Source organism: Aquilutibacter rugosus (assembly GCF_036541335.1).
GTDB lineage: Bacteria > Pseudomonadota > Gammaproteobacteria > Xanthomonadales > Xanthomonadaceae > Aquilutibacter > Aquilutibacter rugosus.
Map to the genome: position 1 here is coordinate 817,447 of NZ_JAZHBO010000001.1, position 16,565 is coordinate 834,011.

A 16,565-nucleotide genomic window follows, 5' to 3' on the forward strand; every position below is an offset into this window, starting at 1 on the left:
ATGGGAAATGGAAATTGGTTAGAGCGGCACACGCACAGTCGCGGCAACTACCAGTTTCCAACTCCCATTTTCCATTTACGATTTACTAGCTCCCAGCATCCACGAACCGCCCACACCCATCACGTTTGGCAGCTGCAAAAAGTCTTTCGCCGTGGCTTCGGTGATCCCGCCCGTGGGGCAGAAACGTGCCTGCGCGAAGGGGCCGGCAAAGGCCTTCAGCAGACCGACGCCACCGGCGGGGACGGCCGGGAACAGCTTGAACCGCGTGTAGCCGCGCTCCAGCCCGAGCATCAGTTCGCTGGCGGTGGCCACGCCGGGCAGCAGCGGAATGCTCGCCGCATCGCCCATGTTATAGACCGCAGGGGTGGCCCCCGGTGCGATGGCAAAGCGGGCGCCAGCGCGGGTCACGGCATCGAGCTGTGCGGGCGTCAGCACCGTGCCGGCACCGACGATCGCTTCGGGCACTTCGGCGGCAATGCGCGCGATGGCCTCAATGGCCACGTCACTGCGCAGGGTGATCTCGAGCACGGGCATGCCTTCGGCCACTAAACGGCGGGCCAAGGGCAGCGCCTCGTCGAGATTGGTGATGGTGATGACGGGAATGATGCGGGCCGCGGCAAACAGCGCGTCAACGGCTTGTTCGCGGGCAGCAGGTGTAATGGGCGAAGTCATTCAGGGCCCCAGCGGGTGTTTGTTACGAAGTGAATTGGCCGCGCCGAGCAGACCCGGCTCCGGGTGCGTGGTGATGAATACATCCACGTTCTCGAGATAGGCGGCAAAGCGCCCCTTGGCCAGGAAGCGTTCGCGGAAGGCACTGGCCATCAGGAACGGAATGAAGCGCGGGACGATGCCGCCGGCAATGACCAGGGCACGCGAGCCGTGGATCAGGGCGGTGTCCCCGCAGACGCTGCCGAGAATGGCGCAGAAGCGAGCCAGCGTGCGACGGGCATCGTTGTCGTGTCCGGCCAAGGCGGCCGCGACGACATCGGCAGGATCGCGCACCGACAGGGTCTGGCCGGTGGCGTGGTCAATCTGATTGCGCAGGACGGCATCAATCTGGGCAATGCCGCTGCCGCACAGAATGCGCTCGTTGGAGCAACGGCCGTGGCGCGCGGTGAGCCAGCGGTTGACCAGTTCCTCTTCGGCGTTGAGCGGTGCAAAGGAGACGTGGCCGCCTTCGGTTTCGATGACGTCCCAGCCGGTGTTGGCATTGCCGACCAGAATGGCGACGCCCAGTCCGGTGCCGGGGCCGAGCACGGTGACCGGGCCGCGCTGAATGGACTTGTTGCGCACGTACAGCGGCATCAGGTGGTCGGCGGTCAGGGCCGGCACGCTCCAGGCCACCGCGCCGAAATCGTTGAGCAGCTGCAGCTCGTCAAAGCCCAGGGCCTTGCGCAGGTCTTCGCGGTTGAAGCTCCACGACAGATTGGTCAGCCGAATATTGTCGGTATTGACCGGGCTCGCCACGGCGATGGCAGCCCGCGGCGGACGAATGCCGATCTCGCTCAGATAGGCTTCGATCACGTGCTGCAGGCTGGCGTAATCCGCGTTCTTGTAGCGGCGCGCATGCAGCAGTTCCAGTTCCGGTGTGGCGGTGTCGGTAATCGCAAAACGGGAGTTGGTGCCGCCAATATCGGCGACCAGGGCAAGGTCGGCGACGTTGCCGGTCAGGGTCGAAGCGGCAGTCGGCGCATCGGATGGGGTGCTCATGCGGACTCCTTGCCGAATAGCGAACAGGCTCCCGACTCGGCGGGGCCGGCCATGGAACGGTTGCCGGTAAACAGCTCACGGCCGAATCCGAACTGATTGCCCTGCAAGTCGCCGGTTTCCACTTGGCGTGCGGCGAGTTCTTCGTCCGAGACCAGCAGCTGCACCAGCCCTTGTTCGGCATCAATGTCGATGAGATCGCCGTCGCGGACCTTGCCGATCAGGCCGCCATGCAGGGCCTCGGGCGTGATGTGGATGGCCGCCAGGACCTTGCCCGAGGCACCGGACATGCGTCCGTCGGTCAGCAGCGCGACGCGTTGGCCGCGATCTTGCATCACCGACAGGGCCGGCGTCAGTTTATGCAGCTCGGGCATGCCGTTGGCGGCCGGGCCCTGGCCGCGCACCACCACGACCATGTCGCCGGTCAGTTCGTCGTTCTGGAAGGCGGCCTGGACCGCATCCTGCGAGTCGAACACGCGGGCGGGGGCGCGCAGGTGGCGATGCTCGGTGGCGACGGCACTGATCTTGACCACGCACCGGCCGAGATTGCCCTGCAGGCGACGCAGGCCGCCTTCGGTATCGAACGGATCGGCAGCCGGGCGCACGACCTCGCCATCCAAGGTCGTATCGGGCGGTTGGCGCCACGACAGTTTGAGGTCGTCGAGATAGGGTTCGCGGGCCTGTGCGTACAGATCGCCGCCGTGCACGCAGGCGATGTCCGCATGCAGCAGGCCGTGATCGAGCAGTTCGCGGATCACAAAGCCCAGTCCGCCGGCCGCCTGGAAGTGGTTTACGTCGGCCGAGCCGTTGGGGTAGACGCGAGCCAGCAGCGGCGTGGCGCGCGAGATCTCATCGAGATCGTCCCAGTTGATCTGCACGCCGGCGCAGCGCGCCATCGCCACCAGGTGGATGGCCAGATTGGTCGAGCCGCCCGTCGCCGCCAGGCCGACCATGCCGTTGACGAAGGCTTTCTCGTCGAGCGTTTCGGCAAGCGGGCGATAGGTGGCGCTCAGGGCGGTGTTGCGGATGACCTGCTCCGTCGAAGCGGCGGTCAGCGCATCGCGCAGGGGCGTACCGGGCTGGATGAAAGCGGTGCCGGGCAGGTGCAGGCCCATGACTTCCATCAGCATCTGGTTGGAGTTGGCGGTGCCGTAGAAGGTGCAGGTGCCGGCGGCGTGGTACGAGGCCGATTCCGCTGCGAGGAGTTCGGCGCGGGTGGCCTTGCCTTCGGCAAAGCGATTGCGGACGGCGGCCTTCTCTTTATTAGGGATGCCGCTGGGCATGGGGCCGGCGGGCACAAAGATCACGGGCAGGTGGCCGAAGCTCAGGGCGCCCATCACCAGGCCGGGGACGATCTTGTCGCAGACGCCCAGCAACAGGGCGCCGTCGAACATGTCGTGCGAGAGGGCGATGGCCGTGGCTTGTGCAATCACGTCGCGCGAGAACAGCGACAGTTCCATGCCGGCGCGGCCTTGGGTCACGCCGTCGCACATGGCAGGCACGCCACCTGCGACCTGCGCCGTTGCGTGATGCGCGCGGGCGATGGCACGGATCAGGCTGGGGTAGGTCTCAAACGGCTGGTGGGCGCTGAGCATGTCGTTGTAGGCGGTGACGATGCCGATGTTGGCGCCGGCACCGTCGCGCAGTTCGGGTTTGTCCGGGCCGGAGGCCGCGAAGCCGTGCGCGAGGTTGCCGCAGCTCAGCCGGGTGCGTGCGGGGGCGCGCAGGCGGGCGGCGTCCATGCGTTGCAGGTAATCGGCGCGGCTCGCTGCCGAGCGCTCGCGGATTCGGCGGGTGACCGCTTCGATAACGGAATTCATGGGGCCCAATGGATCTCGGTGTTGGTGGCGCTGTCGTTGATCAACGCCAGAATCGGAGCTTGCAGCGGATCGCCTAAGTCCATGGCGCGGCGCAAGGCATCGCGCTTGGCCTGCCCGCGGATCGCCAGGATCACGGCGCGTGAGCGCAGCAGGCGTTGGGCGGTGAGCGTGATGCGCGGATACGGGGCCTCGGGCGGCAGCGGGTCGGGGACGGTCTGCAGCACATCGGTGTGGCTGAGTTTGTCGATCCCTGCGGCCAGATTGACTGCGCCCGGGAACAGCGACGCCGTGTGCATGTCATTGCCCATGCCCAGCACCGTGGCCGAGAAATGCATCGGATTGGCGTTGGTGGCATCGAGCGCGGCCTGCAGGCCGTTGCTGCCGTCGGCCTCGGTGATCGGTAGCACCGTGATGCCGGCGGCCTTGGCAAACGCTTCGCGGAATTGATAGACGTTGCTGTGCGAATCGGTGTGGGGGACGCAGCGGTCATCGCCGGGCAGTACCGTGACGCGGGACCAGTCCAGATCGGCGGCGGCCAGTTCGGCGTACACGGCCAGGGGCGTGGAACCACCCGCCAGGCACAGGACGGCGGGGCGGTCGGCGGCCAGATCCTCGCGCACTCGAGCGACCAGGCGCTTGATCAGCGCCCGTTGCCAGTCGGCAGCGCTCTTGTAGGGGATCAGTTCAAACGGCATGGCTCAGTTCCACTCGTGGCCGTTGCGTGCCACCAGGTGCGTCGCCGAGGTCGGGCCCCAGCTGCCGGCGGGATAGGGGCTCGGATGCAGCTCGGCCTGTTCCCAGCCCGCCAGAATGCCATCGACCCAGGCCCACGAGGTCTCGGTTTCATCGCGACGTACGAACAGGGTGCCATTGCCTTCGATCGCATCGAGATAGAGACGTTCGTAGGCAGGGCGGCGGCGCAGAGCCTTGAACTCTTCTTGTGCGTCAAAATCCAGTGACACCTTGGCGAAGCGTATGCCGTGGCGATCAAGACCCGGTGTCTTGTTGAGCAGTTCGAGCTCGATGCGTTCCTCGGGCTGGAGGCGAATGATCAGGGCGTTGGGCTCACTGATGGCCTTGCTGCCGAAGATCGAGTGCGGCACGGCCTTGAACTGGATGAAAATCTTGGTCTCGCGCTCGGGCATGCGTTTGCCGGTGCGCAGGTAGAACGGCACGCCGCGCCAGCGCCAGTTATCGACCATGGCCCGCACGGCGACAAAGGTTTCGGTGTCGCTATCGCGTCCGAGCTCTTCGTCGTAGCCGGGGACGGTCTGGTCCTCTAGCTCGCCGGCGGTGTACTGTCCGCGTGCCGTCTCGACGTTGACATCGTGGGCGGTGATCGGCCGCAGCGAGGACAGCACTTTGATTTTCTCGTTGCGCACGGCGGTGGGTTCAAATGCCGAAGGCGCCTCCATGGCGGTCAGGCACAGCAGTTGCAGCAGGTGGTTCTGCAGCATGTCGCGGATCGCGCCCGAGCTGTCGTAGTAGTCGCCACGGCCTTCGACACCAACAGTCTCGGCAATGGTGATCTGCACCTGTTCGATGTAGCGGGCGTTCCATAGGGGCTCGAACAGGGCGTTGCCAAAGCGCAGGGCCAGCAGGTTCTGCACGCCCTCCTTGCCCAGGTAGTGGTCGACGCGGTAGATGCGGTCTTCGGCAAAGTGCTGCGCGACGCCATCGTTGATCTCGCGGGCGGTGTCCAGACTCGTGCCGATGGGTTTCTCGAGCATGACGCGGGTGCCCGGCCCCGACAGGTTGTGGGTGCCCAGCGCGGCCGTAATCGGCGCAAAGAAGCGCGGTGCGGTGCTCAGGTGGTAAACCACATCGCCGTGGCGCAAGTCGGTAATGACTTGGCACAGTGCGGCCATCGAATCGGCGTTACTGACATCGGCCGGTTGGTAATGCACACGCGCCAGCAGGGCCGTCACGTGTGTTTCATTGAGTTCGGCGGCAGGAATAAAGGTTTCCAGCGCCTCGCGGACAAACGCCCTGAATCCGCTGTCATCGAGTTCCGTTCGACCGCTACCGAGGATGCGCATGGCATCGGGCAACAGGTTCTCGGACTGCAGGCCGTACAGTGACGGCAACAGCATGCGCTGGGCCAGATCGCCGGTGGCGCCAAAGATGACAAACAAGGTGGCAGGTTGAGCGCTCATGAATCCCCGGGCTGTAAGGTCCACATCATTTAACGGCATGCATCGCTACCGTATGGTGTGAATACGATATCAGCGTGATTACGATATCAGTATGCCCGCAATCCTATAATGGGGACGGAGGGAATTAATTCCGCTTAACATCACGCGGAATTAATTCCCTCCGTCCCCATTATTAAAAGCGCCATGCCTGAACTTCCCGAGGTGGAAACCACTGTCCGCGCCCTGCGGCCGCACTTGAACGGTCGGCGAGTGGTGCGCACGCGCTTGTATCGCCCGGACCTGCGCTGGCCGATTCCGGCTGAGATTGGTGCCTTGAACGACGTGGCGTTCGTGCAAATGGATCGGCGCGCCAAGTATCTGCTGATGCAGCTCGAAGGCGGTACGGCCATCTGGCACCTCGGCATGACCGGCAACCTGCGGGTGATCGATGCCGCCACGCCCCTGCGTGCCCACGACCACGTGGACATGGAACTCGATAACGGTAAAGTCCTGCGTTTTCATGACCCGCGGCGTTTCGGTGCCCTGTTGTGGCAGCCCGAAGGCGCGACCCACCCCTTGCTGAGTGCATTGGGACCCGAGCCCCTAGGCGATGCGTTTACGGCGCGCTGGTTGTTCGATCGCTCGCGGGGCCGCACGATGGCGGTCAAACCCTTCCTGATGGATCAGGCTACGGTGGTGGGCGTGGGCAATATCTATGCCAACGAGGCCCTGTTCGAAGCCGGTATCCATCCTGCCCGCGCGGCGGGACGAGTGAGCCTTGCGCGCTACACGTTGCTGGTCGAGCGGATTCGCTCGGTGTTGGCGCGGGCGATCGCGGTCGGCGGTACCACGCTTAAGGATTTCAGCTCGCCGGACGGGTTTGCGGGCTACTTCGTGCAAGAGCTCAAAGTGTACGGACGCGCAGGCGAGCCCTGTGTGCAATGTGGCCGCACCTTAAAGGGCTCGATGCTGGGGCATCGGCAGACGGTTTGGTGCCCCGGCTGCCAGAAATAGGCGGCTGCCGGAAATAGGGCGAGGCCTTATTGCCGCTCCAGCCCCATGAGCTTCTTGAACTCGGCCCGCGAGACCGACACGTAGCGCTCGTTGCCGCCGATCTCTACTTGCGGACCCTCTTTGATGGCCTCGCCGGCGTCGTTGACGCGCAGGTTCATCGTGGCCTTTTTGCCGCTATGGCAAATGGTCTTGATCTCGACCAGCTCATCTGCAATGGCCAGAAGCGCCTGCGAGCCCGGAAACAGCTCGCCGCGAAAATCCGTGCGCAGCCCGTAGCACAACACCGGAATCCGCAGACGGTCGACCACGTCGCTCAACTGCCAGACCTGTTGCTTGTCCAGGAACTGCGCCTCGTCGCACAGTACGCAATGCAAAGGGCCGTTCTGCTCGATATCCGCCCGCACGCTCTCGAACAGGTCCGTACTCTCATCGAAGGCCACGCCGGCCGATTGCAGACCGATCCGACTGGAGACAATACCGGTGCCGTCGCGCACATCAACGCGCGGTGTCAGCAACATGGCGCGCATGCCGCGTTCGGCGTAGTTATGCGCCGACTGGAGCATGGTGGTGGTCTTGCCCGCGTTCATTGCGGAGTAGTAAAAGTAGAGTTTCGCCATCGCCATAGTGTAGCGGCTGCGCTAAAATCAGGGCCCGTTCCACCAGTGATTGCGATGCGCGGCCTGAATCCTGCACAACACCAAGCCGTACACGCCACCGAGGGCCCGGTCCTGGTGCTGGCGGGCGCCGGTTCGGGCAAGACATCGGTCATCGTCGAGAAAATCGCGCATCTGATTCGCAGCGGACGAATGCCGGCCAAACGCATCGCCGCCATCACCTTTACCAACAAGTCCGCGCGCGAAATGCGCGAGCGGGTCGCCAAGCGCATCAAGGCCGACGATGCCGAGCAACTGACCGTCAGCACCTTCCACTCCCTGGGTCTCAAGATTCTGCAGATTGACGGGCACCGCCTGGGCTTTCGCCGCGGCTTCTCCATTTTCGATGCCGATGATCAGCAGGCCCAGATCAAGGACCTGCTGCCGCGCGGTACCAAGGGCGATGAGATCTCGCGCATGCAGGGTTTCATCAGCGGCCTCAAGAATCGCGGGCTCTCGCCTGAGCAGGCCGAAGAGTTGGCCGCCTCCGTGCGCGAAGTCGAGGTGGCAGCGCTGTATCGTCGCTACCAGGAGCGACTCACGACCTTCAACGCGGTCGATTTCGACGACCTGATCCGCCTTCCGGTGCAGATCCTGGAGAACTTTGAGGAGGCCCGTCTGGCCTGGCGCGAGCGGATCGGCTATCTGCTGGTCGACGAGTGTCAGGACACCAACGATGCCCAGTACCGTCTGCTGCGGGCGCTGGTCGGGGAGCGGGGTCTGTTTACCTGCGTGGGCGATGACGATCAGTCCATCTACGCCTGGCGCGGTGCCAATCCGGACAATCTGCTGTCGCTGGCGAATGACTATCCGGCGCTGCAGATCATCAAGCTCGAGCAGAACTATCGCTGCACCAACCGGGTACTGCGGGCTGCCAACGCGGTCATCGCCAACAATCCGCACACGCATTTAAAGACGTTGTGGAGTGAGCGCAACGACGGCGATCGCATCCGCATTTGGGAATGTAAGGACGCCGAGCACGAGGCGCAGCGCGTCGCCGCCCAGATTCATGCCACGCAGCTGCAGGGGGTGCCGTGGGGCGACATGGTCATCCTGTTCCGCGGTAACCATCAGTCGCGGCCGCTGGAAAAGGCGCTGCAGCTGCTCAAGATCCCGTATCACTTGAACGGCGGCACGGCCTTCCTGGATCGGGCCGAAGTGAAGGATGTGATGTCCTGGCTGCGCCTGATCAGCAACCCCGATGACGACGCGGCGTTTTTGCGTTCGGTGGCTGCGCCCAAGCGCGATGTCGGTGCCACCAGTCTGGGCAAACTCGCCAAGATGGCGCGTTACGCCAATCTGTCGCTGCTGCGTGCCGCCAGTGATATCAGTGTGCTGAAGCAGCTGACGCCGCGTGCCGCTGCCGGTCTGGATCAGTTCGCCGCGACCGTGCATCGGCTGCAGGGTCGGGCGCGGTCGCTGAGCGCGGGCGACCTGGTCCGCGAGCTCATCGTCAGTTCGGGCATGGAGCAGAATTTCCGTGTGCTGGCCAAGTCGCCGGGCGATTTTGAGCGCCGCAAAGCCAATGCCGAAGAGTTGGCCGAATGGTTTGACGGTGCCCGCAACGTCTCGGTGGGCGATCTGAATGCGCAACTGGCGCTGCTGACCAATGCCGATCGGGGCGAGCCCGGCAATCAGGTCCGCCTGATGACGCTGCATGCGTCCAAGGGTCTGGAGTTTCACAGTGTGTTCGTCGTTGGTTGCAACGACGGCACCTTGCCGCACGAAACCGCACTCGATGAGGGCGCGCTCGAAGAGGAACGCCGTCTGTTCTATGTGGCCGTGACGCGCACGCAATCGAATCTGTATTTGTCGTATGCCAAGCGCGTAAAACGCTACGGCCAGGAACTGAGTTTGGAGCCTTCACGCTTTATCGAAGAGCTCCCCGCCGATGAACTTGAGCGCGAAGGCGACGATCCGGCGGCCGATGCGGAGCGTTCCAAACAAACGCGCGCCGCGGCGATGGCGGCCATCATGGCCGAGCTAGGGCGCTGATTTTCGGTCGCGGTTTGCAGGGCTTGGGTCTTGTTGACCCGCTTTCTACCACTGGAAAATTCATTCTTTATGTTTCAAATCAATGACTTGCAGTATGTTTGTTTAGGTGTTGCATTAAGTTTAACGGTCTAGTAACCTTTAACTGTCCGGTGTTTGCCGGACGATGCCACAACTGAGTCTTCCGGCCTCGGCCGGTTTTTAAGGAGACCCTTGGTCTCCTTATTTTTTGCATAATACCCACGATATGCCGACTCAGACCCACTTGCCGTTTGGCGACGATGCCGACGCGCCGTTGCCCCCTAAATTACCCGAAACGCTAGGCGATGCCATGCAACCGCCTGCGGAAGAGCTTGATGTGCTCGATGCGGCCGCAACGCCCGTGGTGGAGCCGGAGCCCGAATCCGAATCCGAAACGGAATTGTTCCCTGCGCCAGTCGAGCCGCAGCCGGAGCCCGAGGTCCCCGCCGAACCTGTCGCCACGGCGCCGGTCGAGCCGGAACCCGAACCTTCTGAAGTGCCCGTAGAGGCTGCCGCTGCTGTAGTAGCCGCCGGCGCCACGGCCGGCCCGCCGCGTATCAGTACTCGCCCGCGGAGCTGGTCCTCGCGGCTGCTCGGCGTGCTGATGCGCCCCTTCATCTCGATCCAAGTGGAACCGGCCGAACTGCAGACGCAGTTGCCTGATGTGCGCGATGGTGCGGTCTGTTACGTGCTCGAAGATTACGGCCTGATCAATGCCCTGATTCTGGAGCAGGCCTGCGAATCGGTCGGCTTGCCCGATCCGATGCGTTCGCTGGCGGGCAATCCGCTGGGTCGCAAGCGTGCGTACGTCGCCCTGTCGCGGCGCCATGCGGGCAAGTTCCAGCCGCGCGGACCAGCCGCCGGGAAGACCCATAGCGGTTCTCTAGCGCGACTGATCGAGGCGCATCGCAACGATCCGACGCTCGATGTGAAGCTGGTACCGGTCTCGATTTTTGTGGGCCGCGCTCCCGACCGTAATGCCGGCTGGTTCTCGCTGCTTTTCTCGGAAAACTGGGCGTTAGTGGGCCGCTTCCGCCGCATCATGGCGCTGGCCCTGAACGGTCGCGACACCTTGGTGCGGTTCTCGCCGCCGGTGCGGGTGCGTGATCTCCTGGACGAGAATCTCAGCCAGGAACGCACGGTGCGCAAGCTGTCGCGCGTTCTGCGCACGCACTTCCGTCGAATCCGCGAGGCCGTGATCGGTCCTGACCTGTCAACGCGGCGCATGCTGATTGACCAGGTGCTGGCGGCTCCGACCGTCCGCGATGCCATCGAAGACCATGCTCGGCGCGAAAAGTCCTCTCTCGAGGATGCGTGGAAGGCAGCCAACTCCATGGCCTACGAGATTGCAGCGGACTATTCGCACTCGCTGGTGCGCTCGGCGCGCGTGATGCTGCGCCCGTTGTGGAACCGCATTTATCGCGGGGTACTGGTCCACCATCTGGATACCGTCAAGCAGATTTCGCCGGGCAAGGAAGTGGTGTACGTGCCGAGCCATCGCTCGCACATGGACTATCTGCTGCTGAGCTATCTGCTTTATGACAACGGCATCTATCCGCCGCACATCGTGGCAGGCGTCAATCTCAACTTGCCGGTCGTCGGAACCATCCTGCGCAAGGGCGGTGCGTTCTTTATCCGTCGCTCCATTCGCGGCTCGGCGCTGTACTCGGCGATTCTGTCCGAATACGTGGCGCAACTGGTCTCGGGCGGCTATTCCATCGAATGCTTTATCGAAGGCGGTCGTTCGCGTACCGGCCGTTTGCTGCAACCCAAGGGCGGCATGATTTCGATGGTGGTGCGCGGGTTCCTGCGTCGCCCCACGCGGCCGATGGTGTTTGTGCCTATTTACATCGGCTACGAAAAGCTGATGGAAGGCAATTCCTATCTCGATGAGTTGTCGGGCAAGCCCAAGGAAAAGGAATCCATCCCGCAATTGCTGTCCGGTATCCCCAAGGTGCTTCGTTCCAACTATGGCCAGGTGGTGGTGAACTTCGGCGAGGCCATCGAGCTGGATCCGATTCTGGCGCAGCAGGCCCCGGACTGGGATGGCAAGGCGCTGGATGACGAGGAAAAACCCGAGTGGTTGTCACGCACCGTCAGTCTACTGGCGCAGCGCATCCAGGAAAACGTTAACCGTGCTGCCGACGTCAATCCGATCAATCTGCTGTCGCTGGCGCTGCTGTCCACGCCTAAGCATGCGATGGCCGAGAGTGATCTGCTCAATCAGATCGATCTGTACAAGACACTCCTGTCGCGCTCGCCTTATTCGGCTCGTGTGACCGTGACGCCGCATAGCGCCGCACAAATTATCGAGCATGGCGAAGAGATCAACGTGCTCCGTCGCCAAGTGCATCCGATGGGTGATGTGCTCGCGGTCGAAGATGACAGCAAGGCGGTTCTGCTGTCGTACTTCCGCAACAACACCGCGCATCTGTTCACAGCCGCGTCGTGGATTGCGTGCTGTTTCCTGCATAACCGCCGGATGCCACTGGAATCGATTGTGCGTCGAGGTCGTTCGGTCTATCCGTTCCTGCAGGCGGAGCTGTTCCTGCCGTGGACCGAGGACGAATTCGAGCAACAACTGCGCCACACGATTGACATCATGACGCAGGAGGGGCTGCTGATGCCGGACTCCGATGGCGACGGCATCATCGAGCGCAACACCGGCGTCACGGACGAAGTGTTTCGTTTGCGGGCAGTCGGCCATTCGCTGCAGCAGGCGTTTGAGCGCTACTACATTGCGCTTTCAATCCTGGCCAAGAATGGCCCCGGCACTTTGTCGGCGGCGCAGCTTGAGGCCATGTGTCATCTGGCCGCACAGCGTCTGTCGCTGCTGTATGCCGACACCGCACCGGAGTTCTTTGATAAATCGTTGTTCCGCACCTTTATCTCCAAGATGCGCGAGATCGGCCTGGTGTCGAATGACTCCAACGGCAAGCTGGTCTATGACAGCGACCTCGAGGCATGGGCGACCGACGCACGCTTCATCCTGGGTCGCGATCTGCGCCACACGATCGAGAAGATCTCACCGGGAGTCATCGAGGAAGCCACCGCGGGCTGATACGGATGCAATGCGTGTCTGTGCCTGATGGGCGCGGTCTACTTTGTGTTCCGGTCGCACTAAATCGGCCCTGTCTGCACGGTGCGGTTGCGCATGTGCGAAAATGAGCACGGGAGTCGGCCAGGCAATCGCGGCGATGGCAACATCGGCGAGGAAAGTCCGGGCTCCATAGGGCACGATGCCAGGTAACGCCTGGGCGGCGCGAGTCGACGGAAAGTGCAACAGAAAGATACCGCCGAACGGCCCTTTGGGTGCGTGGTAAGGGTGAAATGGTGCGGTAAGAGCGCACCGCGAGTCCGGTAACGGACCGGCACGGCAAACCCCATCGGGAGCAAGACCAAATAGGGTGACATTAACCGCGGCCCGCGGGCGTCACCGGGTAGGTTGCTTGAGCGTCACGGCGACGTGGCGCCTAGAGGAATGATTGTCCACGACAGAACCCGGCTTATCGGCCGACTCCCTCTCTTTCGTCATGGTGCCATCCGGCACTTTTGCAGGCCCTGATTCAGGCGCAAATTGAGCGCGTGGAGGACGTCTCCACGGCATTGCAAGAAAGGCTACCCGCATGAACACGAAACAATGGATCGCCACGGAGTTTGCCAATCCGGCGGAAGCGACCGCGCGCAAGTTGAGCAACATGCAGCGCGAAATCAATGAAGACTCACTCTCGGCTTATAGACCGTTTCACAGTCCTATAGATCCCCACGGTAACAAGGGCTACAACTTGCGGCCGAGTGATCTGAGCCGAGATGTGGATGCGAGTCTGTTCTTTTTTGTCCGCGGGCATCACTAATTGGTAAAAAAAAACAATTTTTTGCCGAGGGGTAATTGACAAGCCCGTGGACCTATGGCTCTCTAGTAGTACAACTCCGCCAAATACTGCTCCTTGCACTGATGCGTTCCGTCGTTCTACTGCTGTGGCTCGCTACACTGACACTCTTCGTCGGTGAAAGTGTTGCCGCCGGCTATCTGGCGGAATCAAACGGCAAATCAGCTGTCGTAGTATCCGAGACGGTTTCCGCTCCGGTTTCCGCCGATCATCATCGAATGGTCGCCGAGCAAACCACGGCGATCGCCGGCCATGACGATGCCAGCGATCACATGTTCGGCTGTGCCGCAAACGCCGACGGCGATGCTTCGTCTCCCCACGGCGACAAGGACTGCAGCTGCTCTGCCGGCGCATGCAACTGCATTATCAATCTGGGTCTGGCAATGCCGGTGACGCTCGCTGTCACAACGGCGTCGGAACCGCGACATTCAGCCCCGCCCGTGCTGCGGTACGGCAGCATTCCCAGCAAGGAATGGCATCCGCCATTTAGACCGCCCATCCTGTATCTCCATCGAGCCTAACGCTGCGGGTTTCACTCGCATTAGTTTGTATTGAAATTCGATAAGCGCCGTTTTTTGCAATGGCGTACCGGAGATAACGTGATGTTTAAAAGATCCATGATGTTCAGCGCTTGTGCCGTAGCGCTGGGAATGACGTTTGCTGCCACTGCAGCCGCCCAGTCGGCCGGGGCCGATACGGCCACGACCGATGCCGACGCACCTAAGACCAAATTCAAGGTCCTGGTTACCGGTTCCTTTCTGCGCGGCAAGCAGATTTCCGGCGTCGGCCCGGTAACCGTCATCAACTCAGATGCGATCAAGGCCAGTGGCGCAACTTCGACAGAGTCACTGCTTCAGCGTTTGCCGGCCTCAGCGGGTTATGCAGGAAACCAGGGCAATGCTTACTGGGCCGATAACGGCTACGGTACTACCCAAGTAAATCTACGTGGCCTAGGCGCCAACCGCACGCTCGTGCTGTTGAACGGACGACGCATCGTAAGCGGGGGTACGGGTGCCAACAGTTCGGTAGACCTCAACACCATTCCGGTCGGAATCATCGAGCGCATCGAAGTCCTGAAGGACGGCGCTTCTGCGATCTATGGTGCCGATGCGGTGGCCGGTGTGGTCAACATCATCACACGGCAAGGGTTCGACGGCGGAGAGGCTTCGATTCGCTACGGTCAAACGGCTAAAGGGGACGGTTCCGATGCATCGGTCAGTGCGACATATGGCCGTGCCGGCGACTCCGGTTCCGTTATGGTCGCCATGGAGCTGACCAAATCAGGCGCCATCAATCTGGCCAGCCGCGCCCCCTGCGGTTTGGTAGAGTCCAACGGCACACTCGTTTGTTCGGGTAGTTCCACAACGATCGGCGGTCGCGCGGTGCTGGCCGACGGCAGTCGCATCAACTTCAATCAGGTTCTTGGCGGCAACGGCAATTTTTACGAGCCGTACTCTGCGGCCAAGCACAACTACAACGGCAATCCGACTTTAAACGCCGTCAATCCGATTCAGCGCGCCAGCCTTGCCGTGTTTGCCGACCGCAATCTGTCGGATAATCTGCGCGCTTTCACGGAGCTGATGTACACGCACCGTGACTCCAACCAGTTGGCCACGCCGGGTGCGCTCGGTGTCTATCGGCCGATGAATTTCGCCGCGAGCCACCCGACCAACCCAACTGGTCAGAACGTGCTGTTGCAGCGCCGTCGCCTGGAGGAAGCCGGTACGCGAACCTTCTACCAGAAGACGAATACCTTTCGTGCCGTCGCAGGGCTGCAGGGAACAATCAATAATCGCTGGGACTGGACTACGGCTCTGAACTGGGGACGCAACACGGGCATTGACGGCTCCACCAATGTCGCAAATCTGGACCGTGTGGATGCGACGATCGACCGCTCGCGCTGTTCGACTGCTCCCGGCGCTGCAATTCCGTGCGCTGACTATCTCGGATACGGCGACGTCACGCAGGAAGTGCTGGACTACATCCTGTTCGATACCCGTGACGATGGCGGTAACGAGCAAAAGAGCTTCACTGCTTCAATTGCGGGCCCGCTCTTCACTTGGGGCGCAGGGGATATCGGTCTGGCATCGGGTGTAGAGATTCGCCAGGAGCGCGGTTGGCGCAATCCCGATCCGCTGACCGTTGCGGGTATTGCCAATACCAATCAGCAGGATCGCATTGCAGGTGAGTACAATGCCAAGGAAGCATTCGCGGAATTGTCGGTTCCCCTGTTGCGTAATGCTCCGCTCGCCAAATCGCTGACGTTGAACTCGGCCTTCCGCTATTCCACCTATGACCTGTTCGGCAGTGATACCAACTACAAGGTTGGCTTGGACTGGCAAGTGGTAGATGCATTCAAGATTCGCGCCAACCGCTCGACTGGTTTCCGTGTTCCGAACATTCCGGAACTGTTTGGCGGTGTCTCCGAAGGCAATCTCACGACGACCGATCCCTGTAACAGCTGGAGCAGCAAGCCGTCGGATTCAGTGGTCTACCAGAATTGCCGTGCCTCGGGTCTGCCCACCAATTACCGCCAATTGGGTAATACCATCCTGACGACCACCGGCGGCAACCAGAATCTGGACCCCGAAGACGCTACCTCCACCACGGTTGGCTTTGTATGGACTCCCCAGTTCATCCGCGGCCTGACGCTGACGGGTGACTACTTCCGCATGGAAATCGACAATGCGATCCAGCGTGTCGACGGCTCGACTAAGCTATCTATCTGCTACAACACGCCGAACATGGCCCATGAGTTCTGCTCACCGTCGAACTTTACACGCAACAAGCTGACGGGCGAGGTCGATTTCCTGTCCTCGCAGCCCGTGAATGCCGCTACCGAAAGCGTTTCCGGTTTTGATATCGGTGCCATTTACGAGCGTAAGTTCGGCTCCTGGAATTCCATTCTTAACGTGGATGTGTCGCGTCTGATTCGATACGACGTGACTCCGTTTGATGGTGCAGACAAGATCGAGTACGCGGGTAAGATTACCGGCGGACGCGGCAGCTTTGCACATCTGCGCAGTTATACTTCGCTGACTCTGAAGCGCCGTCCGTTTGCTTTCACCTACGGTGTGCAGTTTATCGGCCGCGCAGATGACATCAACGCAGCACCCGGCGATATCGGGGATCATGCGCCTGCACTCGCGTACCACAATGCACAGTTCAAGCTGTCGCCGACCGGTTCAACGGATATTGCGTTTGGCGTGGACAATCTGTGGGACAAAAAGGCGCCGTATATCCAGAGCTACACCGATGGCAATACGGACACCATGACGTATGACCTCATGGGACGCCGCTGGTACGTGTCGGTTAACTACCGTTTCTAAGTAC

At 61.8% G+C, this 16,565-nt stretch carries 12 protein-coding genes and 1 other RNA gene; 7 read left to right on the forward strand and 6 right to left on the reverse strand.

Annotated elements, in window-relative coordinates; translation table 11 throughout:
- Window positions 1-75 precede the first annotated feature (75 nt).
- The 5 genes from eda to zwf are packed head-to-tail and all read right to left on the reverse strand — an operon-like array spanning window position 76 to window position 5,683.
- A complete protein-coding gene (gene eda, locus V3390_RS03885) occupies window positions 76-672 on the reverse strand; it encodes a bifunctional 4-hydroxy-2-oxoglutarate aldolase/2-dehydro-3-deoxy-phosphogluconate aldolase (protein ID WP_331703429.1) in 597 nt (198 codons plus the stop codon).
- Window positions 673-1,710 (reverse strand): glucokinase, encoded by a 1,038-nt coding sequence (gene glk, locus V3390_RS03890; RefSeq protein WP_331703430.1) that lies wholly within the window; start codon window positions 1,708-1,710, stop codon window positions 673-675.
- On the reverse strand, window positions 1,707-3,527 hold the full coding sequence (gene edd / locus V3390_RS03895; protein ID WP_331703431.1) for a phosphogluconate dehydratase: 1,821 nt from the start codon (window positions 3,525-3,527) through the stop codon (window positions 1,707-1,709). The genes glk and edd overlap by 4 nt, the downstream gene beginning before the upstream one ends.
- The gene (pgl, locus tag V3390_RS03900) at window positions 3,524-4,222 is read right to left on the reverse strand and encodes a 6-phosphogluconolactonase (RefSeq protein WP_331703432.1); all 699 of its coding nucleotides are present in this window, start codon (window positions 4,220-4,222) and stop codon (window positions 3,524-3,526) included. The genes edd and pgl overlap by 4 nt, the downstream gene beginning before the upstream one ends.
- Window positions 4,223-4,225: 3 nt before the next feature.
- The gene (zwf, locus tag V3390_RS03905) at window positions 4,226-5,683 is read right to left on the reverse strand and encodes a glucose-6-phosphate dehydrogenase (protein ID WP_331703433.1); all 1,458 of its coding nucleotides are present in this window, start codon (window positions 5,681-5,683) and stop codon (window positions 4,226-4,228) included.
- A 183-nt stretch (window positions 5,684-5,866) separates the two neighbouring features.
- Here zwf and mutM point away from each other — a divergent pair, with 183 nt between their 5' ends.
- Window positions 5,867-6,676, forward strand: coding sequence for a bifunctional DNA-formamidopyrimidine glycosylase/DNA-(apurinic or apyrimidinic site) lyase (gene mutM / locus V3390_RS03910; protein WP_331703434.1), 810 nt, complete (start codon window positions 5,867-5,869; stop codon window positions 6,674-6,676).
- Window positions 6,677-6,702: 26 nt separating this feature from the next.
- On the opposite strand, the gene V3390_RS03915 is transcribed toward mutM, so the two are convergent.
- Window positions 6,703-7,293 carry a thymidine kinase gene (locus tag V3390_RS03915; protein WP_331703637.1) on the reverse strand — a complete coding sequence of 197 codons (591 nt, stop codon included), beginning with the start codon at window positions 7,291-7,293 and terminating at the stop codon, window positions 6,703-6,705.
- Window positions 7,294-7,347: 54 nt separating this feature from the next.
- Between V3390_RS03915 and V3390_RS03920 the strand changes: the two genes are divergently transcribed.
- The 6 genes from V3390_RS03920 (at window position 7,348) to V3390_RS03945 (ending at window position 16,561) form a co-directional block, all read left to right on the forward strand.
- Complete coding sequence (locus V3390_RS03920) at window positions 7,348-9,324, forward strand: UvrD-helicase domain-containing protein (RefSeq protein WP_331703638.1); 1,977 nt, start codon at window positions 7,348-7,350, stop codon at window positions 9,322-9,324.
- A gap of 244 nt (window positions 9,325-9,568) precedes the next feature.
- Complete coding sequence (plsB, locus tag V3390_RS03925) at window positions 9,569-12,403, forward strand: glycerol-3-phosphate 1-O-acyltransferase PlsB (RefSeq protein WP_331703435.1); 2,835 nt, start codon at window positions 9,569-9,571, stop codon at window positions 12,401-12,403.
- A gap of 112 nt (window positions 12,404-12,515) precedes the next feature.
- An RNA gene (gene rnpB / locus V3390_RS03930) (RNase P RNA component class A) lies at window positions 12,516-12,867 on the forward strand.
- 101 nt (window positions 12,868-12,968) lie between these two features.
- Window positions 12,969-13,196, forward strand: a complete 228-nt coding sequence (locus tag V3390_RS03935; protein ID WP_331703436.1) for a hypothetical protein — start codon at window positions 12,969-12,971, stop codon at window positions 13,194-13,196.
- Window positions 13,197-13,297: 101 nt separating this feature from the next.
- Window positions 13,298-13,753, forward strand: coding sequence for a hypothetical protein (locus tag V3390_RS03940; protein ID WP_331703437.1), 456 nt, complete (start codon window positions 13,298-13,300; stop codon window positions 13,751-13,753).
- Between the two features lie 129 nt (window positions 13,754-13,882).
- Window positions 13,883-16,561, forward strand: coding sequence for a TonB-dependent receptor domain-containing protein (locus tag V3390_RS03945; RefSeq protein ID WP_331703438.1), 2,679 nt, complete (start codon window positions 13,883-13,885; stop codon window positions 16,559-16,561).
- Window positions 16,562-16,565: the final 4 nt, after the last annotated feature.

What these genes read in the sequence shown, in the direction of transcription:
- eda (WP_331703429.1), bottom strand. Translation starts at nt 672, where the DNA reads ATGACTTCGCCCATTACACCTGCTGCCCGCGAACAAGCCGTTGACGCG.
- glk (WP_331703430.1), bottom strand. Translation starts at nt 1,710, where the DNA reads ATGAGCACCCCATCCGATGCGCCGACTGCCGCTTCGACCCTGACCGGC.
- edd (WP_331703431.1), bottom strand. Translation starts at nt 3,527, where the DNA reads ATGAATTCCGTTATCGAAGCGGTCACCCGCCGAATCCGCGAGCGCTCG.
- pgl (WP_331703432.1), bottom strand. Translation starts at nt 4,222, where the DNA reads ATGCCGTTTGAACTGATCCCCTACAAGAGCGCTGCCGACTGGCAACGG.
- zwf (WP_331703433.1), bottom strand. Translation starts at nt 5,683, where the DNA reads ATGAGCGCTCAACCTGCCACCTTGTTTGTCATCTTTGGCGCCACCGGC.
- mutM (WP_331703434.1), top strand. Translation starts at nt 5,867, where the DNA reads ATGCCTGAACTTCCCGAGGTGGAAACCACTGTCCGCGCCCTGCGGCCG.
- V3390_RS03915 (WP_331703637.1), bottom strand. Translation starts at nt 7,293, where the DNA reads ATGGCGAAACTCTACTTTTACTACTCCGCAATGAACGCGGGCAAGACC.
- V3390_RS03920 (WP_331703638.1), top strand. Translation starts at nt 7,348, where the DNA reads ATGCGCGGCCTGAATCCTGCACAACACCAAGCCGTACACGCCACCGAG.
- plsB (WP_331703435.1), top strand. Translation starts at nt 9,569, where the DNA reads ATGCCGACTCAGACCCACTTGCCGTTTGGCGACGATGCCGACGCGCCG.
- V3390_RS03935 (WP_331703436.1), top strand. Translation starts at nt 12,969, where the DNA reads ATGAACACGAAACAATGGATCGCCACGGAGTTTGCCAATCCGGCGGAA.
- V3390_RS03940 (WP_331703437.1), top strand. Translation starts at nt 13,298, where the DNA reads ATGCGTTCCGTCGTTCTACTGCTGTGGCTCGCTACACTGACACTCTTC.
- V3390_RS03945 (WP_331703438.1), top strand. Translation starts at nt 13,883, where the DNA reads ATGACGTTTGCTGCCACTGCAGCCGCCCAGTCGGCCGGGGCCGATACG.